We start from the raw sequence: 23,769 nt of genomic DNA, 5'->3' as shown, positions 1-23,769 counted from the left end.
CTGGATAGCGGCTTTCAACGCGCGCATAAAGCATGGAATGCATGGAGGACCGCATGGCGCTGAAACCCAAGGATGCCCCCGATCTGGCCCGGTTCGACTGGGAAGACCCGTTCCGGCTGGCGCGCCAGTTGAGCGAAGAGGAGCGGATGCTGCGCGATGCCGCCCGCGCCTATGCGCAGGAGAAATTGCAGCCCCGCGTGATCCGCGCTTTTGCGGAGGAAGAGACCGATCCGGCGATCTTCCGCGAAATGGGCGAAATGGGTCTTCTGGGCGTGACGATCCCCGAGGAATATGGCGGGCTTGGCGCCTCTTACGTGGCTTACGGGCTTGTGGCGCGGGAGATCGAGCGGGTCGACAGCGGCTACCGCTCGATGATGTCGGTGCAATCGAGCCTCGTGATGTATCCGATTTATGCATACGGCTCGGAGGCGCAGCGGCAGAAATATCTGCCCAAGCTTGCAAGCGGGGAGTGGATCGGCTGCTTTGGCCTTACAGAGCCCGATGCGGGCTCGGACCCGGCAAGCCTCAAGACCGTGGCAAAGAAAACCGCCAATGGCTATGTGCTCACCGGCACGAAGATGTGGATCTCGAACGCGCCGATTGCCGATGTGTTCGTCGTCTGGGCGAAGTCCGAGGCGCATGGCGGCAAGATTCGCGGTTTTGTGCTGGAAAAGGGTCTCAAGGGTCTTTCCGCGCCCAAGATCGCGGGCAAGCTTTCTTTGCGCGCCTCAATCACCGGCGAGATTGTGATGGAGGGCGTCGAGGTGGGCGAAGACGCGCTTTTGCCCGGCGTCGAGGGGTTGAAGGGGCCATTCGGTTGCCTCAACCGGGCGCGCTACGGCATCGCCTGGGGCGTGCTGGGGGCGGCGGAGTTTTGCTTCCATGCGGCGCGGAGCTACGGGCTTGAGCGCAAGCAGTTCAACAAACCGCTGGCACAGACCCAGCTTTTCCAACTCAAGCTTGCCAATATGCTCACCGACATCAGCCTTGGCCTGCAGGCCGCATTGCAGGTGGGGCGGTTGATGGATGAGGCCAATGCCGCACCAGAGATGATTTCGGTGATCAAGCGCAACAATTGCGGCAAGGCGCTCGAAATCGCGCGGCACGCCCGCGACATGCATGGCGGCAACGGCATCAGCGGCGATTTTCAGGTGATCCGCCACATGGTCAACCTTGAGACGGTGAACACCTATGAGGGTACGCATGATGTGCATGCGCTGATCCTTGGTCGGGCGATCACCGGCTTGCAGGCGTTTTTCTGAGCCTGCCGCTCAGGTCTCGGAGGGCTCTTCGGCCCGCACCGCATTGAGCGCGGCGCCGAAGAGCACCGAGAATGCGCCAAGATAGAGCCACATCAAAAGCGCGATCACCGCACCAAGCGAGCCATAGACCTTGTTGTAACTGCCAAAGTTCGCAAGGTAATAGGTGAGCCCGAGCGAGGCCGCACCCCACAAAAATGTGGCCACCACGGCGCCGAGCGAAAAGAACGGGTCGCGCTGCGCGGGCTCGTAGGGCGCGAAACGATACATCACGCCGAGCACCGAGAGCATCAGCCCAACCATCGCCAGCCACGGAAACCAGGTCAGCAGCCAGTTCAGAAGCGCATGAAACGGCAGGTAGTTCACGATCACCGGCACCGCGACGATGGTGGCCATGGCCAGAAGCATCACCCCCACAAGTGCCGCCGTCATCGCATAGCCAAAGGCGAAACTGAGGAAGGTGGCGCGCGCCCGGCTGCCGTGGATCAGGTTGAGCCCCTTGATCAGCGCATCCACCCCCGCGCGGGCGGACCAGAGCGCAAACAGGATCGAGACCAGCGTGCCCCAGCCCAGCGTGCCGCGCGGGCCGTTGACAAGCCCGCTCACCTGCGCATCGAGAATGGCATAGGCCTCGGGCGGGATGAAGTTCTCGGCCACTTCGAGATAGTCACGAATGACGATCGGATCGGCCACGGTGCTCCAGATCGAGATTGTTGCCGTCAGCCCCGGAAACACGGCCAGCATCGCGTAAAAGGCCACGCCTGCAGAGATCAGGAAGATGTTGGTCCGGCCCAGCCGGTCGTTCAGTCTGACCAGAAAGCGCATGAAACCTCCTTTCCTCGTCGTTCAAAAGTAGCGTTCCGAGCGCCTTGCGCAAGCCTTGGGGCTGTGATCTGCTTGCACAACTGGAGGACACAATGACCTATACTCCCGCCGCCAACCGCTATGAGCGGATGGTCTATCGCCGCTCGGGCCGCTCCGGGCTGAAGCTGCCGGCGATCTCGCTTGGCCTGTGGCACAATTTCGGACATGACACGGCCCATGCCACGAAACGCGCGATCTGCCGCAGGGCCTTCGATCTCGGCATCACCCATTTCGATCTGGCCAACAACTACGGCCCGCCACCCGGTTCGGCAGAGGAAGCCTTTGGCGAGATTCTGAAGACCGATTTTGCCGGCTACCGCGACGAGATGATCATCTCTTCGAAGGCGGGCTACAACATGTGGGCCGGCCCCTATGGCGAGTGGGGCAGCCGGAAATACCTGATCGCCTCGTGCGAGCAATCGCTGCGCCGGATGGGGCTTGATTACGTCGATATCTTCTATTCACACCGCTTCGACCCCGAGACACCGCTTGAGGAGACGATGGGGGCGCTGGAGCAGATCTGGCGCTCGGGCAAAGCGCTTTACATCGGGATCTCGTCTTACAATGCGGCGCGCAGCCGTGAGGCCGCGCAGATCCTGCGCGATCTTGGCGTGCCGCTGCTGATCCATCAGCCCAGTTACAACATGCTCAACCGCTGGATCGAGCGCGATGGGCTCCAGGACACGCTTGCCGATCTCGGGGTGGGGACGATCGCGTTCACGCCGCTTGCGCAGGGGCTGTTGAGCAACAAATACCTCAAGGGCATTCCCGAAGGGGCGCGGGCGGCGCAGGGCAAATCTCTGGCCCCCGAGACGCTGACACCGCAGGCGCTCGACAAGATCCGCGCACTCGATGCGATTGCGGCGCGGCGCGGGCAGTCGCTGGCGCAGATGGCGATTGCCTGGGTGCTGCGCGGCGGGGTCACCTCGGCGCTGATCGGTGCGTCCAAACCTGAACAGGTCTCCGATTGCGTCGGCGCGCTCGACAATCTGTCGTTCACGGCAGAAGAGCTGGCCGAGATCGACATCCACGCTCAGGACGAGGCCATCAACCTATGGGCAAGATCCTCGGAAGATCGCTGAAACAGGCTCTGATCGGGCTTTTTCTTGCCACTTCCGTGCAGGCAGAGGCCCTGCCGGAGCCGCTGACGGATGTGGATTTTGTCCCGCTCGACATGCAGCAGGTGCGGCTCGGTCAGCTTCTCTTTTATGATCCGATCCTCTCGGGCAACCGCAACATTTCCTGCGCGAGCTGCCACCATCCGCGCTTTGGCACCTCTGACGGGCTCAGCCTCGGGCTTGGCGAGGGGGCTCTGGGCCTTGGGGCAGAGCGCCATGTCACGGCGGAAAATACGCCCGAACAGCGCATTCCGCGCAACTCGCCCGCGCTCTTTAACCTTGGCGCGCGGGAGGTGACCCATCTCTTCCACGATGGCCGGATCGGGGTTGATCCGAGCCGCCCCTCGGGAATGCGCACACCGATGGATGAGGAGATGGTGACGGGCTTTGCCTCGGTCCTTTCGGCGCAGACGATGTTTCCGGTGCTTTCGCCTGATGAGATGGCGGGGCATTACAACGAAAACGAGGTGGCGAAGGCGGTGCGCTCGGGCTTCATCACCGGCGAGAATGGCGCCTGGAGCCGGATCTCGGCGCGGGTTGCGGCGGTCCCGGCTTACAGAGAGGCGTTCGCGCGGGCCTACCCGGAGATTGCGGCCGGCAGGGCCCTCGCCTTCACCGATATCTCAAACGCCATCGCCCAGTTCATTGCCTTTGAATGGCGCTCGGATCAGAGCCCCTTTGATGCGGTTTTGCGCGGCGAGGCGGCTTTTGCGCCCGAGGCGGCGCAGGGGGCAGATCTCTTTTACGGCGCCGCGGGGTGTTCAACGTGCCATTCCGGCCCGCTCTTGAGCGATCAGGGCTTTCATGCGATGGGGGCGCCGCAGCTTGGCCCCGGCAAGGCGGAGCGGTTCGAGCAGCACGCGCGTGACGAGGGGCGGTTTCGCGTGACCGGGCATGCGGAAGACATGTTTGCCTTCCGCACCCCGAGTCTGCGCAATGTGATGGAAACCGGCCCCTGGGGGCATGCGGGCAGCCACAGCGATCTGGCGCGCTTCATCGCCGATCACGCGCAGCGCGGCGCGGCTCTGGCGGGCTATGACCGGGCGCAGGCGGTGCTGCCCGATCTGACAAAGACAAAGCCCGATTGGGCCGAGATGGAGACACCCGAGGATCTGGCGGCGATCCGCGCTGCGGCGGGGCCGGGCCAAGTGCTGCGCGCCACAGATGTGGCGGCGCTGATGGCGTTTTTGGCAACGCTTTCGGACCCGGTCGCGCTCAAGGGGCGCCTTGGTGTCCCAGAGGCCGTGCCGAGCGGGCTGCCGGTGGAGCGTTAACGCGCGATCCGGGTGACCGTATCGAGCGGCACGGTCTGCCACGGCCCGGCGATGCCATCAGGCCAGATCACCCGCGCCTGTGCGGCTGTTGCGGTGCCAAGCCCAAAATGCAGGGGCCCTGCCATGCCGCCTGCATGCCCGCCGCCCACCGTGACCTCTTGCGCCTCGGAATGCGCGCCCGCGCGCAGCTCCACCCAGGCGCCGATGGCGCGGGTGTTTGGCGCCTTCTGAACAGGCTCTATTTCAGCCCAATGGCCGGTTTCTTCGGTTGCATTGCGCCAGATTTCCATCGGTGCGCGCCGGTTCATCACCACGAGATCGAGCCGCCCGTCTGCGTTGAGGTCAACGAGTGCCGCGCCGCGCGCGCGTGCGGTGCTGGCAACCCCGGCCTGCGCGGCCGTTTCATGGAAGGTGCCGTCCTCCCCCTGCATCAAGAGGTTGTTCGGATCATGCGAGGCATTCGAGGGCATCTGGTCGACATTGCCCTTGGCGATGAAGAGATCAACCCGCCCGTCATTATCCACATCGCCAAAGGCGGGATGCCAGCCGGTTGAGGGGCGGCCATCCTCGCCAGAAAAGGGCCGCTGCGCATAGGTGCCGAGGCTGTAAGGCGCATTCTCGAAATGATCGCCGCGGTTGATCTGCAAAAGCTGATCGCCCATCGAGGTCATCATCACCTCGGGGCGCCCGTCGCCGGTGAGATCGCGGCTCGCGATCCCCATGCCCCAAAGCGAGACATGTGGCCAGTCTTGGCGCTCGGCAAACGGGTTCAGGCGGAACATTTGTTCATAGCCGCCGCGCACGTAATAATGCCGGTCATTGGAGATCCGCAGGTCCGGCGTGCCGCTGCGCTGCCAGTCGCTGATCAGCGCCGAGAGCGCGCAATAGCCCGGCGAAATAGGCTCTATTGCGCCGTATTTCTGGCCTTCCGGGCGGAAGAGCGCGCTTTTATCGCAGGCTTCGAAAGGGCCATCGGCATCGCCGCGGTCCACGTAATTGCCAAAGAAGAGGGTGGGGAACTCCTGCCCCTTCTCCCATGTTGCGGTGAAGGCGGTGGTCCAGTCGTCGCGGGTGGGCAGGCCCCAGGCTTCGGTGGCCTCTTCGAACCGGCAATTGCCCAGACCGCGCCAAAGCTGGTTGGGCCCGGCGCGCAGCACGGCAAGATCGAGGGTTCCGTCGCTGTCGATATCGAGCGGATAGGCGCCGGTCACGGCCAAGACAGGCTCTATATCGCCTTGATCAAAGCGCAAGGCGCCGCCCGGTTCGGACCGGTTGATGAAGAGCGCCGCCGGGTTCGCGCCCCCCGCGGCAAAAAGATCGGGCCGCCCGTCCGCGTTGCAATCGAGCACCGCAACACCGCCGCCCACAAAATGCTCCCACCCGCCGGCATAGATTTGCGGCTGCGGCAGGCCCGCTGCGTCATCGACAAAAAGCGGCTCTGCACAGGCCGGAAACGCGATGAGGCAGAGCGCGAGCCGTTTCATTCTGCCGCCAGCTCCCGGCTTGGGCCAAGCAGGTGCTCGGTCAGCTCATGCAGCGCCAGCGCTGCCGCCCCATGTGCCCAAAGGAGATCGCCCCAAGCGTGGGTCTCGATCTGCGGCGCGTCGCGGCCGGTGTCGAGCATCATCGCATGCATCTCGGAGAGTGTTTCGGAGGCATAAAGGTAATCGTAGCGCATCCGCTCGCCCGAGAGGATGATCAGTTCCGGGTCGAACAGGTTGACGATATTGGAGAGCCCGACCGCCAGATACCGCCCGGCGCGCCGGAAGATCGAGCGCGCCGCGGCATTGCCGGCCTTGGCGTGATCGAACAGGCTCTCAAGCATCACCCCCACCGATTGCATCTCGCCCAGGGGCAGGTTCAGTGCCGTTTGCGCCTCGCGCACCAGCGCATAATCGGCCACGTAAGCCTCCAGGCAGCCGCGCTGGCCACAGCGGCACAGCGCACCATCAAGCTGCACCTTGGTGTGACCAAGCTCCATCCCCATGCCGCGCGAGCCACGATAGATGCGGTGGTTGATGACAAAGCCCATGCCCACGCCATGCTCGATGGTGACCACGGCAAAATCGGAGAGCCTGCGCCCGGCGCCAAACCAGAGCTCGGCCAAGGTCACGAGGTTGGCGTCATTATCCACAAAGACGGTCCGGCCAAGGCGGGCGCGCAAGGCCGCCTGCAAGGCCACGTGACGGTGCAAAAGCACCGGGGACCAATGCACCACGCCCGAGTCGCAATCGACAAACCCCGGCACGCCGAGCCCGACCGCCTCCACCGCCTCGCGCGCGACGCCCGCGCGGGTGCAAACGCGGTCCAGAAGCCGTTCGGCGGCATCCAGAATGGCGTCGAGCGCCATCGGCCCCGGATCGCGCGGGATTGCCTCGCCCGCGAGCATGGTGCCCGCAAAATCGACCAAAACGGCGGTATGCTCGCGGTCTGAAAGCTTGATGCCGACGACAAGGCGGGTGTTGGGCCGCACGCGCAGCGCCACGGCCGGGCGGCCGCGCCCGCCCTCGCCCTCACGCAGCGTCTCCACCGCTTCGAGCAGGCCGGCGTCGATCAGCTCGGAGGTGATCGTGGTGACGGAAGCGGGCGAAATGCAAAGCTCCTTGGCCAATTGCACCCGCGCCATCTGCCCCGCGGCGCGCACGCGCTCAAAAATTTGCTGGCGCAGCGGGCGGGCCGTATCGGTGAGCGGCTGGATCAGCGGCCCGCAGCCGACGGAAGCCCGTCCGATAGGTGCGATCTGTCTCATCCCGTCTCTTTCGTTCGTCGGCTTAACAAAAAAACGCATCCATACCGCAGCAAAGCGGAGAATTTCGCCGCATTGCGGCAAATCTGGCCAGTTCTCCACTCGCTTTCCATTGTTGCCGGTCAATTTTATTTTGACAACTAAAATTAACAGGCCCATCCTGCGCCCATTCCGACGAATCCGTCGGGGGCCTTCGGGCCAAACTCTGGGAGGAGCACATGTACAAGACCCTTCTGGCCGCCGTCGCGCTGACGGCAGGCCTGACCACCACGGCTTTTGCGGATATGACTGTCGGCGTGTCGTGGTCGAACTTCCAGGAAGAGCGCTGGAAAACCGATGAGGCGGCGATCAAGTCGGCGCTCGAAGCGGCGGGCGCCACCTATGTTTCCGCAGATGCGCAATCATCTTCGGCCAAGCAACTCTCCGATATCGAATCGCTGATGGCGCAGGGCGTCGATGCGCTGATCGTGCTGGCGCAGGACACCGCGGCGATTGGCCCGGCGGTGCAGGCGGCGGCGGATGAAGGCATTCCGGTCATCGCCTATGACCGTCTGATCGAAGACCCCCGCGCCTTTTATCTGACGTTTGACAACGTCGAGGTGGGGCGGATGCAGGCGCGCGCCGTTTATGCGCTGGCGCCGAAGGGCAATTACGTGATGATCAAGGGCTCGCCCACCGATCCGAACGCCGATTTCCTGCGCGGCGGCCAACAGGAAGTGCTGCAGGCGGCGATTGACGCGGGCGATATCAAGATCGTTGGCGAGGCCTATACCGATGGCTGGCTGCCTGCGAATGCGCAGCGCAACATGGAACAGATCCTGACCGCGAATGACAACCATGTCGATGCCGTGGTCGCCTCCAACGACGGCACCGCCGGTGGCGCCGTGGCGGCGCTGGCGGCGCAGGGCATGGTGGTGCCGGTTTCGGGGCAGGATGCCGATTTTGCCGCGCTCAACCGCGTTGCGCTGGGCACGCAGACGGTTTCGGTCTGGAAAGACTCGCGCGATCTGGGCAAGGCGGCGGCGGAAATCGCGCTCGCTCTGGCCGGGGGGGCGGATATGGCCTCGGTCGATGGTGCGGTGGAATGGACCTCGCCTGCGGGCACCAAGATGACGGCGAAGTTCCTCGCCCCGGTGCCGATCACCAAAGACAATCTGGGTGTGGTTGTCGATGCCGGCTGGATCCCGAAAGACACGCTTTGCCAAGGCGTGACGAACGGCCCGGCGCCCTGCAACTGAGATGAGATCCGGGCGGCCCCCAGCGTGGGCCGCCCTTTCGGCGGTGCCTGCGGGCGCCGCCGCTTGACCCGTTAAAGGATGCCCCCATGCACATCCCCGCTCCGCAGGAGGCGGCCCCGAAGCGCACGCTGATGCAATCGCTCGAGGTCGATACGCGCCTTTTGGGCATGATCGGCGCCTTCGTCGTGATCTGCCTCGTCTTCAACCTGATCACTGACGGGCGCTTTCTCACGGCCCGCAACATCTTCAACCTGACGATCCAGACCGTCTCCGTGGCGATCATGGCGACGGGGATGGTTTTCGTGATTGTCACCCGCCACATCGACCTTTCGGTGGGGGCGGTGCTGGCGATGTGTTCGGCGGTGATGGGCGTGCTTCAGGTGCAGCTTCTGCCCGCCTATCTTGGCCTTGGTCACCCCGCCATCATGCCGCTGACGGTGCTCGGCGGGCTGGTGACCGGCGCGGTGATCGGCGCGTTCAACGGCTGGCTGATCGGGTATCAGCGCATTCCGGCCTTCATCGTCACGCTGGGCGGCCTGCTGATCTGGCGCAACGTGGGCTGGTATCTGACCGACGGGCAGACGCTCGGCCCGCTGGATCAGACCTTCCGGCTGTTCGGGGGTGTCGAGGGCACGGTTGGCTCCGCAATCTCCTGGGCGCTGGGCGCGCTTTTCTCCGCGCTTGCCGTGTTTGCGCTCTGGCGCGGCCGTCAGGCAAAGATCCAGCACGAATTTCCGGTGAAGCCGCTTTGGGCCGAAGGTGTGATGATGGCGGTTGCTGTGGGCGCGATCATGGGCTTTGTCGGCATTCTCAACAGCTACGAAATTCCGATCGGGCGGCTCAAACGCCAGTTCCAGCAAGCGGGCGAGACCATGCCCGAGGGCTATGTGGATTACTACGGCCTGCCGATCTCGGTGTTGCTCCTGATCCTGATTGCCGTGGTGATGACCTTGCTCGCGCGGCGCACGCGCCTTGGGCGTTACATCTTTGCGGCGGGCGGCAACCCCGATGCGGCAGAGCTTTCGGGCATCAACACCCGCATGCTGACGGTGAAAATCTTCATGCTGATGGGCGTGCTCTGCGCGATCTCGGCGATTGTGGCGCAGGCGCGGCTTGCCAACCACACCAATGACATCGGCACGCTCGATGAGCTGCGCGTGATTGCGGCCGCCGTGATCGGCGGCACCGCGCTCGCCGGGGGCGTCGGCACGATCTATGGCGCGGTGCTGGGCGCGATCATCATGCAGTCACTGCAATCGGGCATGGCGATGGTGGGCGTGGATGCGCCGTTCCAGAACATCGTTGTGGGGGGCGTGCTTGTCCTCGCTGTCTGGATCGACATTCAGTACCGCAAGCGGACGGGAGAAAAGGTATGACGAGGCAAGGCAAACCGCTCGTCGAGCTGCGCGACATCTCGATCGCTTTCGGCGGGATCAAGGCGGTCGATCACGTCACGATCGACCTTCATCCGGGCGAGGTGGTCGGGCTTCTGGGCCACAATGGCGCGGGCAAATCCACGCTGATCAAATGCCTCTCGGGCGCCTATCAGATGGACAGCGGCGCGATCTACATCAACGGCGAAAAGGCCGAGATCCGCAATCCGCGCGATGCGCGCCGCTACAATATCGAGACGATCTACCAGACCCTTGCGCTGGCCGATAACCTCGACGCCGCCTCGAACCTGTTTTTGGGCCGCGAGCTCGTCACGCCCCTGGGCTTTGTGGACGATGCGCAGATGGAGGCCGAGACGCGCAAGATCATGGGCCGTCTCAACCCCAATTTCCGCAAGTTCAAAGAGCCGGTGAAGGCGCTTTCGGGCGGGCAGCGGCAATCGGTGGCGATTGCGCGGGCGGTCTATTTCAATGCCAAGATCCTGATCATGGATGAGCCGACTGCGGCGCTCGGCCCGCATGAAACGCAGATGGTCGCCGAGCTGATCGAAGAGCTGAAGGCGCAGGGCCTCGGCATCTTCCTGATCGAGCATGACATTCACAACGTCATGAAGCTGTGCGACCGCGCCTCGGTGATGAAGAACGGCCAGCTTGTCGGCACGGTCGATGTGAAACAGGTCACGGATGAAGACATCCTTGGCATGATCATTCTTGGCAAGACACCGGATCGGGGGATGGTCTGATGTTTCTTGGCCTCGATCTGGGCACCTCCGGCCTCAAGGGGATTTTGATCAATGAGGATCAGGAGGTGCTGGCCGAGGCCTCCGCGCCCCTTTCGGTTGCCCGCCCGCAGCAGGGGTGGTCGGAACAGGCCCCGGCCGACTGGATCGGCGCCGCCGAGAAGGTGCTGAGCCAGCTTGCGGGGGCCGGGCTTGGCGCGCTCAAGGGCATCGGGCTCTCGGGGCAGATGCACGGGGCGGTGTTGCTCGATGGCGCCGATGACGTGCTGCGCCCCTGTATCTTGTGGAACGACACGCGCGCGCATGCCGAGGCAGCAGAGCTGGATGCGATGCCCGGTGTGCGTGCGCTTTCGGGCAATATCGTGTTTCCGGGCTTTACCGCGCCCAAGCTCGTCTGGCTTGCGCGCCATGAGCCCGGCGTGTTTGCGCGCGTGGCGAAGGTGCTTTTGCCCAAGGATTATCTGCGGCTCTGGCTTACCGGCGAGCATGTGGCCGAGATGTCTGATGCCGCCGGAACAAGCTGGCTCGACACCGGCAAACGCGACTGGTCAGAGGCGCTGCTCACCGCCTCCGGCATGCAGCGCGCGCAGATGCCGCGGCTGGTGGAGGGCTCCGAGGTTTCGGGGCAGATCCGGCCCGAGCTTGCGCAGCGTTTTGGCATGCCGGCGGGGGTGGTGGTCGCGGGGGGCGGCGGTGACAATGCCGCCTCGGGTATCGGGGTTGGCGTGGTGAAGGCGGGGCAGGCCTTTGTCAGCCTTGGCACCTCGGGCGTGCTCTTTGCCGCCAACGATGGCTACCAGCCGGACCCGGAAACCGCCGTGCACACCTTTTGCCATGCGCTCCCCGGGCGCTGGCATCAGATGGGCGTGATCCTCGCCGCCACCGATGCGCTGAACTGGTTTGCCCGCCTGACGGGCGCCAGCGCGCGGGATCTGACGGCGGATCTGGGCCCGCTCAAAGGGCCGGAAAAGACCCTGTTTTTGCCCTATCTGGGGGGCGAGCGCACGCCGCTCAACGATGCCGCGATCCGCGGCGCCTTCATCGGGCTTGCGCATGCAACCGACCGCGCGGCAGCCACCCGCGCCGTGCTTGAGGGCGTTACCTTTGCCATTCGCGATTGCCGCGATGCGCTGGCCGCCACCGGCACCAGGATCGAGAGCCTGTTGGCCGTGGGCGGCGGCTCCAACTCGCGCCTTTGGTGCGCGATGATCGCCACCGCGCTCGGCACGCCCGTCTCTCTGCCCGTGGCGGGGGATTTTGGCGGCGCCTTCGGCGCGGCGCGGCTCGCCCTGATGGCCGCCACCGGGGCGGGAGAAGAGATCGCCCACCCGCCCGCAATTTCTGCCGTGATAGAGCCTGATCGGGCGCTTGAGGCGGCATTTGACGAAGGCCATGCCCGCTACCGTGCGGCGCAGGCCGCAATCCGAGGACTGACATGACCGATTTCTTCAAGGGTATCCCCCAGATCCGCTACGAGGGGCCGCAGACGACGAACGAGTTCGCCTTCCGCCACTACAACCCCGAAGAGGTCGTGGCGGGCAAGACGCTGGCAGAACATCTGCGCTTTGCGATTGCATGGTGGCACAGCTTTGCCTGGCCGGGGGGCGACCCGTTTGGCGGGCAGACCTTGCAGCGCCCGTGGTTTGGCGACACGCTCGATCTTGCGAAGCTCAAGGCCGATGTCGCGTTCGAGATGTTCGACATTCTGCAGGCGCCGTTCTTCTGCTTTCATGATGCCGACATCCGCCCCGAGGGGAAGGATTTCGCCGAAAACACCCGCAACCTGAAAGCCATCGTCGATTACATCGGCGAGAAGATGACGGGCTCGAACACGAAGCTTCTCTGGGGCACGGCGAACCTGTTCAGCCATCGCCGCTTCATGTCTGGCGCCGCGACCAACCCGGACCCGGAGGTGTTTGCCTGGTCGGCGGCAACGGTGAAAACCTGCATGGATGCGACGCTGCAGCTTGGCGGGCAGAACTATGTGCTCTGGGGCGGGCGCGAGGGCTATGAGACGCTGCTCAACACCGACCTGACGCAAGAGGCCGAACATGCCGGGCGGTTCTTGCAGATGGTGGTCGAGTACAAGCACAAGATCGGCTTCAAGGGCGCGATCCTGATCGAGCCGAAGCCGCAAGAGCCCTCGAAGCATCAATATGATTACGATGTGGCGACCGTTTACGGCTTCCTCAAGCGGTTCGGGCTTGAGGGCGAGGTGAAGGTGAATATCGAGCAGGGCCATGCGATTTTGGCCGGTCACAGCTTCGAGCATGAGCTGGCGCTGGCGGCCTCGCTTGGCATCTTCGGCTCGATCGACATGAACCGCAACGATTACCAATCCGGCTGGGATACCGACCAGTTCCCCGATTCCGTGCCGGAGATGGCGCGCGCCTATTACGAGGTGCTGCGTGCGGGGGGCTTCACCACCGGCGGCACGAACTTCGACGCGAAAATCCGCCGCCAGTCGCTTGACCCGGAAGACCTGATCCTCGCCCATGTGGGGGCGATGGATGTGTGTGCCCGCGCGCTCAAGGCTGCGGCGGCGGCCCTGGAAGACGGCGGGCTCGAGGCGCAGCGGCGCGCGCGTTATGCGGGCTGGGAGACGGAGGAGGCAAAAGCGATGCTCGGCTCCGATCTCGCCAGCATCGAGGCGATGGTGCGCGAGAAAGGGATCAACCCCGAGCCGCGCTCTGGCCGGCAGGAGCGGCTCGAAAACCTCTGGAACCGCTTCGTCTGAAGCAGGATCGGGCCGCCGCGAGGCGGCCCTTTCAATCGAGCGTCTGGCGGAACCGGCTCAGCGCCAGCGCCGAGAAGGCAAGCGCAAAGCCGGTCAGGATGATGAGCGGTTGCGCCACGTCCGTGACCCCCGCGCCTTTCAGCATCACCGCCCGCACGAGGCGCAAAAAATGCGTGAGCGGCAGTGCCTCGCCGATCCATTGCGCCCAGGTGGGCATGCCCCGAAACGGGAACATGAAGCCCGAAAGCATGATCGAGGGCAGGAAGAAAAAGAAGGTGAGCTGCATTGCCTGCATCTGCGTGCGCGCAAGCGTCGAGAACACATAGCCGAGCACAACGAGCGCCATCACGAAGATCAGCACGCCCAGGAGCAACAGCCCGAGGCTGCCCACGAAGGGCACGCCGAACAAGAGTTTGGCCGCAGTGAGCACAACGAGCACCTGCACCGCGCCCACGACGAAATAGGGCAGAACCTTGCCCAGCATCACCTCGATCGGCGTCACCGGCATGGAGAGCAGGTTTTCCATCGTGCCGCGCTCGGTCTCGCGGGTGAGCGCCATTGCCGTCATCATCACCATCGTCATCTGCAAGATCACGCCCAGAAGGCCGGGGACGATGTTGTATTGCGTGATGCCCTCCGGGTTGTAGCGGCGATGCACGATCACATCGACCTGACGGGCCTGTTGTGCTTGCGTTTCCGCCTCTGTGCCCGCCTCGCGGGTGAGGGCCTGCCGGGCGAGCGTGCCAAGGGTGGAAATCGCGCCCGAGGCAACGGCGGGGTCACTCGCATCCGCCTCGATCAGGATCTGCGGGCTGTCGCCGCGCAACACCTTGGCGCCGAAATCGGTGGGCAGGGTGACGACAAAGCTCACCGCGCCGCGCGTGATCAGCGCCTCTCCCTCGGCGGCGGAAACGTAGGGGTGGGTGAAGCGGTAATAGCCCGTCACCTCCAGCGCGCTCACCATGGCGCGGGCGAAGCGGTCTTCGGGCGTGGCGACAAGCGCGGCGGGCAAGCCCTTCGGGTCGCTGTTGATGGCAAAGCCGAACAGGAAAAGCTGCATCAGCGGCACGCCCAGCATCATTGCAAAGGTGATCCGGTCGCGGCGCATCTGCACCGCCTCCTTGGCGATGATGGTGAAAAGGCGGCGCAGTGACAAAAACCGGCTCATGACATGTTGTCCTGCGCGGCGCCCATGAGCTGAATGAACACATCCTCAAGCCCGGTCTCGGCGGGAATGAGCCGGGCGCCGGTTTCCGCCGCCACGGCTTCGGCCGCGCGCCGAAGCGCCGCGCCATCGGCGCCGATCACATGCAGATCGGTGCCATAGGGGGCCACCTGATCCACGCCGGGGTGGCCTTTGAGCCGCTTTTGCGCCGCCATGATGTTTCCGCCGCGCAAGATCACCGTGGTCAGCCCGGCATTCGCCACCACCTCGGCCACCGTGCCATGGCTGATCAGCCGCCCGTAGGAGATGTAGTTGATGCGGTGGCAGCGCTCGGCCTCATCCATGTAATGGGTGGAGACAAGCACGGTCAGCCCCGCTGCCGCGCGCTCGTGAATCTCGTCCCAGAAGTCGCGCCGTGCCTTCGGATCAACGCCGGCGGTGGGTTCGTCGAGCATCAAAAGCTTCGGGCGGTGCATGATGCAGGCGGCAAGGGCGAGGCGTTGCTTCCAGCCGCCCGAAAGTGCGCCCGCAAGCTGGCGTTTGCGCGTGGTCAGGCCAAGGTCGGCGAGCGCCTGCGCCACCGCGCCCTGTTCCAGCCCGTAAACCCCCGCGACAAAGCGCAGGTTCTCCTCGATTGTCAGGTCTTCGTAAAAGCTGAAGCGCTGGGTCATGTAACCCACCTCGCGCTTGATCGCGCGCTGGGCGCGCAAAATGTCATGGCCGAGCACTTTGCCGCTGCCGCCATCGGGGGTGAGCAGACCGCACATCATGCGGATTGTTGTCGTTTTGCCCGAGCCGTTCGGGCCGAGAAAGCCGACGATCTCGCCCGGCGCGACTTCCATCGAGACATGATCGACCACGGTGCGGCTGCCATAGACCTTCACCAGATCGGTGACGATGATCGCGGGCGCGGGGCTCACGGCGCCGCCTCGGCGCGGGTGACATCGACGATCTGGCCGGGCTTGAGGGGGCTCTCTCCAACCGGGCGCGCCTCCACCAGATAAACAAGCTTTTGCCGGTTCTGCAGCGAATAGATTACCGGCGGGGTGAATTCGGGCCCCTCGGCAATATAGCTTACCTCGGCGCGCAGCCCGGGTGCGCAGCCGTCGCAGGAGACGGCGAGGTCTGTGCCGGGCTGGAGTGAGGCGATGTTCGCCTCATCGACATAAAGGCGCAGCTTCACCCCGGTATCGGGCAAGAGCGTGAGCACCGGCGCGCCCGGCCCCGCCATTTCGCCCGGAAAAAGCAGCAGGTCGGAAATCACCCCCGCTTCGGGGGCGGTCAGGGTGCGCTTGTCGAGTGCCCATTGCGCCTTTGCCAGATCGGCGCGTGCGCCGCGCAAAGCCGCCTCTGCCGCAGCAATTGCCGCGGGGCGGGCGGGGAGGGCGGCCACGGCGAGATTCGCCTCCGCCTCGGCGAGCGCAGCGCGCGCGACGTTGAGCGCGGTTTCGGCATCGTCGCTGTCGGTGGTGGTGGCGGTGCCGCGCGCCGCGAGCGCCTTGGTGCGCGTGGCCGTGCGCGCGGCCTCGGCCAGTTTTGCCTGCGCCGAGTCGCGCGCGGCTTCGATCACCCGAATTTCTTGCGGGCGCTTGCCCTCCTTGAGATCGGCAAGCTGGCTTGCGGCCTTTGCGACTGCGGCGCGCGCCTGATCGACGGCGATCCGGGCATCGCGGTCCTCCTGCCGGGCCAGCACCGCGCCCGCCGCAACCCGCGCGCCTCGGGCCACGGCAAGGCTTTTGATCTCGGCAGTGGCCACCGGGGCCAAAGCGCGATGCTCTCCCTCGACATAGCCGGTGCCCAGCACGACGGGCGTGGCGCAGGCGGTGAAAAACGCAGCGATCAACGGCAGCGAACACAGGCTCATGCGTGCCTCCTTCGGTCCAGCGCAAGGAGCGCGGCGATGTTCGATTTCAGCGTGGCAACGATGGCCGCCGATTCCGCGGCCCCGATCTCTGTCCAGCCCATGCGGCGTTTGACGACCGGCGCGCCGATGCGGAAGTAAAGCACCTGACCGATGGCGCTGAAGATCATCAGCCGGGTTTCAGGCGCCTCGGCGGGGGCGCCGGTTGCGGTTTGCCAGATCCGGCAAAGCTGGCCATGGGTCGGGCCAACGAGACGATCATAAAAGATGTCGAGCCCGGCGCTGCCTTCGGCCACCTCGCGCAGCATGAAGGCAACGAGCGGCTGCATCGCATGATCGGCCACCATATGCGCGGCAAAGCGCTCGACAATGGTGAGGATGAGGGCCTCGGCCTCGGGGGCGGTTTCGGGCGTGGGGAGTGCTGCGAGATCGAGCAGCGTATCGACATGCAGGGCAAAAGCGCTTGCGCAAGCCTGCCGCAACCCCTCTTTCGAGCCGAAATGATAGGCGATGGAGGCCAGATTGGTGTGCGCTGCGGCGGCGATCTCGCGGGTTGAGGTCGCATCAAACCCCTTGCGACCAAAGATTTCGGCAGCCGCGCGGAGCAAGGCGCCAGCCGTGCCGGGGTCGGTGAGGGCGGTGGGGATGTCTTGCCGTGCCATGGCTCAAATTCAATCAGACGATTGATTGAGTCAACGGCGAAAATAAAACCGACCCGGCCGGAGCCGGGTCGGGCCGAGAAAAGGGCTCAGTTCACCACAAATTCGGCATGCAGCGCACCGGCGGCATTGATGCTCTTCAGGATGTCGATCATGTCGCGGGGGCTGACGCCAAGCGCGTTGAGACCGGCCACCACATCCGAAAGCGAGCTGGTTTCGGGCACTTCGGCCATTTTGATGCCGGGGCCTTGCTCGATCGAGGCCTGGGTGCGCGGCACCACCACGGTCTCGCCACGCGAGAACGGATTGGGCTGCACGACGAGGGGCGTTTCCTGCACCCGCAGCGTCAGGTTGCCTTGGCTGACGGCGACGCGCGAGATCCGCACATCTTCGCCCATGACAATCGTGCCGGAGCGCTGGTCCACGACCACGCGGGCGCGCTGTTCGGGTTCGACATCGAGGTTTTCGAGCCGGCCGAGCACATGGGCGGCCGAGCGCATGCCCGCCGCGCCGATGTTCACCGTCACCGTGCCGGAATCGTTCATCGAGGCGATGCGCTTGCCGAATTCGGAGTTGATCGCCCTTTCGATCCGCTCCGCAGTGGTGAAATCGGGCTCGCGCAGCGCCAGCCGGATCGAAGAGAGGCTGTTGAGCTCAAAGCCGATTTCGCGCTCGATATGCGCGCCCGACGGGATCATCCCCGAGGTCGGCACGCCTTGCACGACCGAAGCGGCCTGACCCTGCGCCGAGACGCCGCCGGCGATCACCGCGCCCTGCGCCACGGCGTAAATCTCGCCATCGGCGGCGTTGAGCGGGGTCATGATCAGCGTGCCGCCCAGAAGGCTCTTGGCATCGCCGATGGCCGAGACCGTCACGTCGATCTTGCCGCCCGCGCGGGCAAAGGCGGGAAGCGTGGCCGTGACCATGACGGCGGCAACGTTTTTCGGGCGGAATTGCTCTCCGTTAACGTTAACACCAAGCCGTTCGAGAATGTTTGCCATGATCTCTTCGGTGAAGGGCGCGTTGCGGATGCCGTCGCCCGTGCCGTTGAGGCCGACCACGAGGCCGTAGCCCACCAGATCGTTGCCCCGCACGCCGTCGAACTCGACCAGATCCTTGATGCGGATCGGGGCGGCGAGGCTCAGCGTCGGCACCATGAGGGCAAGGAGAAGAAGCAGAAGTCTGGTCAGCGATTTCATCTGATGTAATCCGTCAGCGACAGTTGCGACAGGCGCGAAGTCAGGGTGTAGAGCGTTTCGAGCTGCGACTGGACGGCCTCAAGCGCGGTGGCCGCATCATATTCGTCGACGCCGATCAAATCCTTTTGCGCCAGATTGAGCGCGGTTTTCTGGGTTTCATTGCGGGTCTGCGCCTCGCTGATCAGCGCTTCCATCGACCCCAGCCCGGCACGGGCCGTTGTCACCTCGTTCTCGGCGCTCAAGATCTGGTTTCCGGCAGAGAAAGAAAGCGCGGCTCGGGTTGCGGGCGACAGACTGGTATCCGTGGCAAGCGATGCGATGGCGAAGCCCTTGAGCATGTTGCGGATCGCCGGATCGGTGGCGGTCAGCGTCAGCTGCGCGGTTTCCGTTTCCGAGACCGGAATCGGCGCGGTCGCCTTGGTGGAGCCGAAATAGGCTTCGTCAATGAAGCCGCTGCCGCTGCCCTCAGGTTGATCGAACCAGGTGTTGACGGCAGTGATGATATCGGTGGAGCTGGTCATCCCGGCGGTCAAACTTTTCAGGCTCGTGAGAATATCATCGGAGGTGGCGACCGGGCGCGTATCGGTTGCCACCCCGGACATCACATAGCGGCCCGAGACAGAGACATTGAGCGAATCGACAATCGAGGAAAAGCGCAGCGCGGCATCCAGAAGGGTCGCGTCGACCGTGGAGGCCTCGCCGAGCGTGCCGGCGGAGATCAGGGCCGAGCTGACCTCCCGCGCATGGGACTGGAACGTTTCCAGCGAGGCTTGCTGCGTGCTGGCGTTGAGCGCGATCTCGGTTGCGGCCTGATTGTAGGAATTGGTTCGTTGCAGCGAGTGGGTAATTGCGGCGAGCGCGGTAAAATCGCCGCCGACAGCCGCGCCGACATCCTTCGCCAGCCCCGTCACCAGCTCGTCGGACAGCCGGGTCATCGTGGTTTTGAGCTGGGCTTGGTGGTTGCGCATCATGTAGGTCTGCGCCATGTCGCCAACGGAAATATACTTCATCTCACAGTTCCAGCAGTTGTTGCATCAGGGCGTCGATTGTCGCGATCACCTTGGCGTTTGCGGAATAGGCCTTCTCGATCACGAGCAGGTTCTGCATCTCGTAGTCCGTGTCGACCCCTTGGCCGAGCACCATATCGTTGAGCGATTGCTGCCGCGCGCTGGTGAAGCTCTGGGTCAGTTCCGCCGATTGCCGATCCGAGGAGACATTGGACAAAAGGCTCGCGGCGAGCCCGGCAAAGGAGCGTTGCGAGCTGCCCATGGCGCCGGAGGCAGGCACGGTTTCTGTGCTCAGCGCCGTCGCGAGGCTGCTGAGCAGGCTGGAATCACCGGCGGGGCCCTGGGTTGTCGCGGCGAGCCCGTCGCGCATGCGCCACACAGCGCTGCCGCTCTGGTCCGGGTCAACCGCCGCATTCAGGCGCAACCGCCCGGCGAGGCCGACTTCCTTGGTTGCGTCAAATGCACTGCCCGCATCGGTGAACAGCCCGGCGCCGGTGGCATCAACGTCGACGCTTTCGAGCCGCGTCATCAGATCGCGTGCCACCGCATCCAGATTGGCCTGAGCTTCCGGCCCAAGTTCGTCGCGGATCGCGAAATTGGCCGCAAGCGTGCCCCCGCCGAACATGCCGCTTTCAAGCGTGGAGACCGGCTGGCCGTTCAAGGTCAGCCCGGACAGCCCTGAGGACTGGCTCCAGGTCGCACTCATCGCACTGGCGGGCGAAAAGGCAAGCTCGTTGGGTTTCCCGTCGAGCAGGATCGCCCCGCTCTTGGTGAAGATCGAGATCTGGTTGTTGTCGCGGTCCACCACCTTGATCGGCACGATCTCGGAAATCTGGTCGAGCACCATCTGACGCTCGTCCATCAGCGCGCTGGCATCGCGCCCGGTGGAAAGCTGCGAGGTGATCGCGTGGTTCAGATCGTCGATCCGGGCGATCGATTCGTTGAGAATGTCGACTTGTTTGCCAATCGCATGGTCGGCATCGAGCCGGCTTTGCTGGATCTCGCTCGAAATCGCGTTGATCTTGGTGACAATCGTCTCTGCGGTGCTGACCGTCGCGGTCAGGCGCGCGGTGCTGTCGGGCATGCTCGCGGCACTGAGCAAGGCGTTTTCGAAGTTCGAAATGGATTCGCTGAGCGAGCCGGGCTCGCTCGGATTGCCGATCTCCGCCTCGATATTGGCGAAGAAATCCACTTTCACATCCACATTGGCCGCAGCGGCATCGGCCAATTGCTTGTCTTGCAGGAGGGCCTTGTCGACGATGCGGTTGACGCCAAGGATACGCACGCCGCCGTTGTCACCGCCGAGAGTTTCGGCGGAGATCGACAGTTCGCGGCGGGCGTAGCCCTCTGTCATCGCGTTGGCCACGTTGGCCGAGACGATCTCGGCCTTGCGTGAGGAAGCGGTCAGCCCGGAGACTGCGTTGTTGAAGGCGTTTGTGATGCCCATCGTTCAGCTCCTGTCGCTGGCCGCGCCGGCCTCAGCGTTTGATGTTGGTGGTCTCTTGCAGCATTTCGTCGACGGTCTGGATGACCTTGGCGTTCGACGAATAGGCGCGTTGCGTCTGGATCAGGTTGGTCAGTTCTTCCGCCACGTCGACGGCAGAGCCTTCGCGGGCATAGCCCTCGACCGACCCCGTCGGACCGTCGCCGGCATCCCACAGATAGAACGAACCCGAGGTCGAGGAGACCTGGAACGTCTGGTTGTCGAGCGCGTTCAGGCCGTTGGCATTCGACACATCGACCAGCGGGATCTGGTAGACAGTGCGGATGAAGCCCGTGTCATAGGTGGCGAGGATGAAGCCGTTCTCGTCGATCTCCACACCGGTGAGGCTGCCGACCGGCGAGCCGTCTTTGGTGATCGAGGTGGGCGCGAAATCGGTGGCAAGCTGGGTCAGGCCATTGGTGTCGCCGATCTTGCCGATCGTCATCTCGATGTTTTGCAGACCCTCGGCGACCGAGAAGTTGAGCTTGCCGGTTGTAACGTCATAGGTCGGGCTGGCGCCGGTGGGCACCACGGTCTTGAGCGTGCCACCGCTGGTCGACGTATTGTCGAAGGTCAGCGTGTAGGTGCCAAGGACGCCGGTGCCGAGGCCCAGCGGGTCGGTTGTGGTGGCGGTATCGACGATCGTCATCGTCCATTCGTTGGTGGCGGTGCTGCCCGGGGCCGGGACCGTCGGCGTGAAGGTCACTTCGAGCGTGTTCGAGGTGCCGAGGTTGCCGAAATACTCCACCGAGGAGGTCAAGCTCGCACCGCTGGCGCCCGCTTCGGTTTCGGTGGCGGGCAGGTTGATGCCGAGGTTCATCACCGTGGTCGGGTCGCCGGCGGTCTGGTTGGCGTTGATCACAACCGGCTCAAGCCCGGCGGTCGTATCGCGCGGCTGAGTCGGGATCGTGCCATCGGCATTCGCGGCCCAGCCCAGGAGCACGAGCCCCGAGTCGGTGCGCAGCACGCCATCGGCATCGGTGCGGAACGAGCCGGTGGTGGTCATCAGCAGCGGTTGCGACCCGAGCCCGTTGACAAGACCCGCGGTGGTGGCAACCGGCAGGAACCCACGCCCGGAAATCGCGAGGTCCATCGCGTTCGAGGTGGAAACGAGCGAGCCGCGCTCGTCAATCAGCCGCCCGGTCGAGGCGCGCACGCCACCCGCCGAATAAGTGCCCGAGCCGCCCGACTGGGCCAGCACCATGCTCTCGAAATCGGTCGTGGCGCGTTTGTAGCCATATGTGCCCGAGTTGGCGATGTTGTCAGAAATCGTCGCAAGACGCGTGGCATTGGCGGCAAGACCGGCAACACCGGCGTTGAGCGAGGAAGAGATAGACATGGGGGCGCCTTTCTGCTGCTTGTCCCTTGATCGAAGGACAGAGTGCAGCAGCGTCGTTAAGATCGGCCTAACACCTAAAATGCCGGGGAATTCTTTGTTGGTCCTGTCAGCCTTGCGCGCGCGCTGCGGCGGGGCGCCTTTGGCGTGCTTTGCCCCCGGTGGCCCTGCGGCGCCGGGGGCAATGCGCTATCTGCCATTGCGCAGCAAGATCAGCTCAAGCCGGTTGTTGCGCGGCGAAAGCGTTGCCTCCACCGCGGGCTTGCGATCGGCAAAACCCGAGACACGCTGGATCTTTGCGGGGTCAAGGCCGTCGTTTTCCAGCAATTGCCGCATTGCCTGCGCCCGTTCGCTGGAGAGATCCCAGACCGGGTTTTCGCGCAGCATCGACGGATAGGATCGCGTAAAGCCGTTGATCGCCACGCCATTCTTTGTCAGGCCGAAAACCCGCGCGAGCATCTTGGCGATTTCTCGCAAGAGCGGTTCGGGCGTCACGGTTTCGGGCGTGAAAAGCGGCTCGTTCTCCAGATCGAAGAACTCCACGATCAGCCCCTCATCGGTGATCTTGGTGACGATGTGGCGCGCCATCTGCTCGCTCACCATCGATTCGCCGCCCATCCCCTGCAGAGCCTTTTCGATTTCTTTCGCGATCCGCTCGAACTCGGCCTTGTCCTTTGCCGTATCGGCGCTGTCCATGCCGCTGTCGCCGCGGGCCTGATGCTCCTCGGTGGGGGTCTGCCCCGAAGCACCGGTGCCCGTCTGCGCGATCTGGTCTTCCGAAAACACCGAATCGCCACCGAAGGCGCCTTCACCGCCGCCCGAGACCCGGTTGATCGGGATTGTCGGATTGAAATAATCCGCAATCCCCTTGCGTTGTTTTTCCGTTGTTGCGTTCAGCAGCCACATCAGCAGAAAGAAGGCCATCATGGCGGTCACGAAGTCGGCATAGGCAACTTTCCACGCCCCACCGTGGTGCCCGCCGCCGCCGACGACCTTCTTACGTTTGATGATGACTGGTGCCGCGTTGTCACGCGCGCCCATTCCACCACCTCATATTCACCCGAAACAATGCGTATCATCCGGGGCTTAAGGGGCACTTAACGGATAAAATGCGCGCTGTTTCCGGCTTAGGCAGAGGGCGCGAAGCCGCCGAAGCGGCCGCCAAAGAAACAAAGCGGCGCGCCCTCTTGCGCGAGGGTGAAGCGGGCAACGCGACCGATGATGATGGTGTGGTCGCCGCCTTCATGCGTTGCCTCGGTCTCGCATTCGAACCGGGCGAGGCAGCCGGAGAGCAGCGGCACCGCCTGCGCATTCAGGCGGGTGTCGAGGCCCTCGAAACCGGGCCCGGAGGAAGAGGAGAACCGCTTTGCAAGATCTGCCTGATCGGCGCCGAGCACATGAATCGCAAAGGCGGGTGCGGTGGCAAAATGGCGATGCCGCAGCGAGGACCGTGCCGCCGACCAGAGCACCAGCGCCGGGTCGAGCGAGACGGAGGCGAAGGAATTCACCGTGATGCCGATCGGCGCGCCGGTTTCTTCTTCGCGTGCGGTGATCACCGTGACGCCGGTGGCAAAGCGCCCCAGCGCATCGCGCAACAGCCGCGGTGCCGCCGGGTCGGGCTGGTGCCCCTCCGCGGCCTCCTCGGCGCGTTCCACCGCCGCTTCGATCTTGTCGCTCTCGCTCATCCTGCCT

General features: G+C 64.3%; 21 protein-coding genes. 8 read left to right on the top strand and 13 right to left on the bottom strand.

Annotated features, from left to right (window positions below):
• Nucleotides 1-41 precede the first annotated feature (41 nt).
• Nucleotides 42-1,262, top strand: coding sequence for an acyl-CoA dehydrogenase (locus tag ACFSM0_RS02870; protein ID WP_377386852.1), 1,221 nt, complete (start codon nt 42-44; stop codon nt 1,260-1,262).
• Between the two features lie 9 nt (nt 1,263-1,271).
• Here ACFSM0_RS02870 and ACFSM0_RS02865 read toward each other — a convergent pair whose 3' ends face one another.
• The gene (locus tag ACFSM0_RS02865) at nt 1,272-2,084 is read right to left on the bottom strand and encodes a YihY/virulence factor BrkB family protein (RefSeq protein ID WP_377386849.1); all 813 of its coding nucleotides are present in this window, start codon (nt 2,082-2,084) and stop codon (nt 1,272-1,274) included.
• A 92-nt stretch (nt 2,085-2,176) separates the two neighbouring features.
• Between ACFSM0_RS02865 and mgrA the strand changes: the two genes are divergently transcribed.
• Nucleotides 2,177-3,205, top strand: a complete 1,029-nt coding sequence (gene mgrA / locus ACFSM0_RS02860; RefSeq protein ID WP_377386846.1) for an L-glyceraldehyde 3-phosphate reductase — start codon at nt 2,177-2,179, stop codon at nt 3,203-3,205.
• The gene (locus ACFSM0_RS02855) at nt 3,178-4,515 is read left to right on the top strand and encodes a cytochrome-c peroxidase (protein ID WP_377386843.1); all 1,338 of its coding nucleotides are present in this window, start codon (nt 3,178-3,180) and stop codon (nt 4,513-4,515) included. Before mgrA ends, ACFSM0_RS02855 begins: the two co-directional genes overlap by 28 nt.
• Here the strand turns inward: ACFSM0_RS02855 and ACFSM0_RS02850 are convergent.
• Together ACFSM0_RS02850 and ACFSM0_RS02845 are read right to left on the bottom strand one after the other, a co-directional pair.
• On the bottom strand, nt 4,512-5,999 hold the full coding sequence (locus ACFSM0_RS02850) for a CRTAC1 family protein (RefSeq protein WP_377386840.1): 1,488 nt from the start codon (nt 5,997-5,999) through the stop codon (nt 4,512-4,514). The genes ACFSM0_RS02855 and ACFSM0_RS02850 overlap by 4 nt on opposite strands.
• Nucleotides 5,996-7,264, bottom strand: a complete 1,269-nt coding sequence (locus ACFSM0_RS02845) for an ROK family transcriptional regulator (protein WP_377386837.1) — start codon at nt 7,262-7,264, stop codon at nt 5,996-5,998. Before ACFSM0_RS02845 ends, ACFSM0_RS02850 begins: the two co-directional genes overlap by 4 nt.
• A 215-nt stretch (nt 7,265-7,479) precedes the next feature.
• On the opposite strand from ACFSM0_RS02845, the gene xylF reads away from it, so the two are divergent.
• From xylF to xylA, 5 genes are all read left to right on the top strand, one after another.
• A complete protein-coding gene (gene xylF, locus ACFSM0_RS02840) occupies nt 7,480-8,499 on the top strand; it encodes a D-xylose ABC transporter substrate-binding protein (RefSeq protein WP_377386834.1) in 1,020 nt (339 codons plus the stop codon).
• An 86-nt stretch (nt 8,500-8,585) separates the two neighbouring features.
• A complete protein-coding gene (locus ACFSM0_RS02835; RefSeq protein WP_377386831.1) occupies nt 8,586-9,875 on the top strand; it encodes a sugar ABC transporter permease in 1,290 nt (429 codons plus the stop codon).
• Nucleotides 9,872-10,633 (top strand): ATP-binding cassette domain-containing protein, encoded by a 762-nt coding sequence (locus ACFSM0_RS02830; protein ID WP_097069860.1) that lies wholly within the window; start codon nt 9,872-9,874, stop codon nt 10,631-10,633. Before ACFSM0_RS02835 ends, ACFSM0_RS02830 begins: the two co-directional genes overlap by 4 nt.
• Entirely contained in the window at nt 10,633-12,069 is a 1,437-nt protein-coding gene (gene xylB / locus ACFSM0_RS02825) for a xylulokinase (protein WP_377386827.1), read from the top strand. The genes ACFSM0_RS02830 and xylB overlap by 1 nt, the downstream gene beginning before the upstream one ends.
• Nucleotides 12,066-13,367, top strand: coding sequence for a xylose isomerase (gene xylA / locus ACFSM0_RS02820; RefSeq protein WP_377386824.1), 1,302 nt, complete (start codon nt 12,066-12,068; stop codon nt 13,365-13,367). Before xylB ends, xylA begins: the two co-directional genes overlap by 4 nt.
• Nucleotides 13,368-13,398: 31 nt before the next feature.
• On the opposite strand, the gene ACFSM0_RS02815 is transcribed toward xylA, so the two are convergent.
• From ACFSM0_RS02815 to ACFSM0_RS02770, 10 genes are all read right to left on the bottom strand, one after another.
• Nucleotides 13,399-14,535: an ABC transporter permease gene (locus tag ACFSM0_RS02815; RefSeq protein WP_377386821.1), complete on the bottom strand. Its 1,137-nt coding sequence runs from the start codon at nt 14,533-14,535 to the stop codon at nt 13,399-13,401.
• Nucleotides 14,532-15,452 (bottom strand): ABC transporter ATP-binding protein, encoded by a 921-nt coding sequence (locus tag ACFSM0_RS02810; RefSeq protein WP_377386818.1) that lies wholly within the window; start codon nt 15,450-15,452, stop codon nt 14,532-14,534. Before ACFSM0_RS02810 ends, ACFSM0_RS02815 begins: the two co-directional genes overlap by 4 nt.
• On the bottom strand, nt 15,449-16,396 hold the full coding sequence (locus ACFSM0_RS02805; RefSeq protein ID WP_377386815.1) for an HlyD family secretion protein: 948 nt from the start codon (nt 16,394-16,396) through the stop codon (nt 15,449-15,451). Before ACFSM0_RS02805 ends, ACFSM0_RS02810 begins: the two co-directional genes overlap by 4 nt.
• Nucleotides 16,393-17,055, bottom strand: coding sequence for a CerR family C-terminal domain-containing protein (locus ACFSM0_RS02800; protein WP_377386812.1), 663 nt, complete (start codon nt 17,053-17,055; stop codon nt 16,393-16,395). Before ACFSM0_RS02800 ends, ACFSM0_RS02805 begins: the two co-directional genes overlap by 4 nt.
• An 86-nt stretch (nt 17,056-17,141) precedes the next feature.
• Nucleotides 17,142-18,251, bottom strand: coding sequence for a flagellar basal body P-ring protein FlgI (locus tag ACFSM0_RS02795; protein ID WP_377386809.1), 1,110 nt, complete (start codon nt 18,249-18,251; stop codon nt 17,142-17,144).
• Nucleotides 18,248-19,261 carry a flagellin gene (locus ACFSM0_RS02790; RefSeq protein WP_377386806.1) on the bottom strand — a complete coding sequence of 338 codons (1,014 nt, stop codon included), beginning with the start codon at nt 19,259-19,261 and terminating at the stop codon, nt 18,248-18,250. Before ACFSM0_RS02790 ends, ACFSM0_RS02795 begins: the two co-directional genes overlap by 4 nt.
• Before the next feature lies 1 nt (nt 19,262).
• Nucleotides 19,263-20,705, bottom strand: coding sequence for a flagellar hook-associated protein FlgK (gene flgK / locus ACFSM0_RS02785; protein ID WP_377386804.1), 1,443 nt, complete (start codon nt 20,703-20,705; stop codon nt 19,263-19,265).
• Between the two features lie 31 nt (nt 20,706-20,736).
• On the bottom strand, nt 20,737-22,080 hold the full coding sequence (locus ACFSM0_RS02780; protein ID WP_377386802.1) for a flagellar hook protein FlgE: 1,344 nt from the start codon (nt 22,078-22,080) through the stop codon (nt 20,737-20,739).
• Nucleotides 22,081-22,266: 186 nt separating this feature from the next.
• Nucleotides 22,267-23,118 carry a flagellar motor protein MotB gene (locus tag ACFSM0_RS02775; RefSeq protein WP_377386799.1) on the bottom strand — a complete coding sequence of 284 codons (852 nt, stop codon included), beginning with the start codon at nt 23,116-23,118 and terminating at the stop codon, nt 22,267-22,269.
• Between the two features lie 86 nt (nt 23,119-23,204).
• Nucleotides 23,205-23,762 (bottom strand): flavin reductase family protein, encoded by a 558-nt coding sequence (locus ACFSM0_RS02770; RefSeq protein WP_377386796.1) that lies wholly within the window; start codon nt 23,760-23,762, stop codon nt 23,205-23,207.
• Between the last annotated feature and the right edge of the window lie 7 nt (nt 23,763-23,769).

The organism is Rhodobacter lacus (genome assembly GCF_042683065.1).
Taxonomy (GTDB): Bacteria; Pseudomonadota; Alphaproteobacteria; order Rhodobacterales; family Rhodobacteraceae; genus Rhodobacter; species Rhodobacter lacus.
The sequence above is the reverse complement of the archived record's forward strand: the minus strand, read 5'-3'. Positions and strand labels throughout refer to the sequence as shown.

Excerpts from the sequence above, each read along its gene's own strand:
- ACFSM0_RS02830 (WP_097069860.1), top strand. The coding sequence starts at position 9,872 with ATGACGAGGCAAGGCAAACCGCTCGTCGAGCTGCGCGACATCTCGATC.
- ACFSM0_RS02845 (WP_377386837.1), bottom strand. The coding sequence starts at position 7,264 with ATGAGACAGATCGCACCTATCGGACGGGCTTCCGTCGGCTGCGGGCCG.
- xylF (WP_377386834.1), top strand. The coding sequence starts at position 7,480 with ATGTACAAGACCCTTCTGGCCGCCGTCGCGCTGACGGCAGGCCTGACC.
- ACFSM0_RS02815 (WP_377386821.1), bottom strand. The coding sequence starts at position 14,535 with ATGAGCCGGTTTTTGTCACTGCGCCGCCTTTTCACCATCATCGCCAAG.
- ACFSM0_RS02775 (WP_377386799.1), bottom strand. The coding sequence starts at position 23,118 with ATGGGCGCGCGTGACAACGCGGCACCAGTCATCATCAAACGTAAGAAG.
- mgrA (WP_377386846.1), top strand. The coding sequence starts at position 2,177 with ATGACCTATACTCCCGCCGCCAACCGCTATGAGCGGATGGTCTATCGC.
- ACFSM0_RS02800 (WP_377386812.1), bottom strand. The coding sequence starts at position 17,055 with ATGGCACGGCAAGACATCCCCACCGCCCTCACCGACCCCGGCACGGCT.
- ACFSM0_RS02790 (WP_377386806.1), bottom strand. The coding sequence starts at position 19,261 with ATGAAGTATATTTCCGTTGGCGACATGGCGCAGACCTACATGATGCGC.
- ACFSM0_RS02780 (WP_377386802.1), bottom strand. The coding sequence starts at position 22,080 with ATGTCTATCTCTTCCTCGCTCAACGCCGGTGTTGCCGGTCTTGCCGCC.
- ACFSM0_RS02835 (WP_377386831.1), top strand. The coding sequence starts at position 8,586 with ATGCACATCCCCGCTCCGCAGGAGGCGGCCCCGAAGCGCACGCTGATG.
- ACFSM0_RS02770 (WP_377386796.1), bottom strand. The coding sequence starts at position 23,762 with ATGAGCGAGAGCGACAAGATCGAAGCGGCGGTGGAACGCGCCGAGGAG.
- xylA (WP_377386824.1), top strand. The coding sequence starts at position 12,066 with ATGACCGATTTCTTCAAGGGTATCCCCCAGATCCGCTACGAGGGGCCG.
- flgK (WP_377386804.1), bottom strand. The coding sequence starts at position 20,705 with ATGGGCATCACAAACGCCTTCAACAACGCAGTCTCCGGGCTGACCGCT.
- xylB (WP_377386827.1), top strand. The coding sequence starts at position 10,633 with ATGTTTCTTGGCCTCGATCTGGGCACCTCCGGCCTCAAGGGGATTTTG.
- ACFSM0_RS02805 (WP_377386815.1), bottom strand. The coding sequence starts at position 16,396 with ATGAGCCTGTGTTCGCTGCCGTTGATCGCTGCGTTTTTCACCGCCTGC.
- ACFSM0_RS02855 (WP_377386843.1), top strand. The coding sequence starts at position 3,178 with ATGGGCAAGATCCTCGGAAGATCGCTGAAACAGGCTCTGATCGGGCTT.
- ACFSM0_RS02850 (WP_377386840.1), bottom strand. The coding sequence starts at position 5,999 with ATGAAACGGCTCGCGCTCTGCCTCATCGCGTTTCCGGCCTGTGCAGAG.
- ACFSM0_RS02865 (WP_377386849.1), bottom strand. The coding sequence starts at position 2,084 with ATGCGCTTTCTGGTCAGACTGAACGACCGGCTGGGCCGGACCAACATC.
- ACFSM0_RS02795 (WP_377386809.1), bottom strand. The coding sequence starts at position 18,251 with ATGAAATCGCTGACCAGACTTCTGCTTCTTCTCCTTGCCCTCATGGTG.
- ACFSM0_RS02870 (WP_377386852.1), top strand. The coding sequence starts at position 42 with ATGGAGGACCGCATGGCGCTGAAACCCAAGGATGCCCCCGATCTGGCC.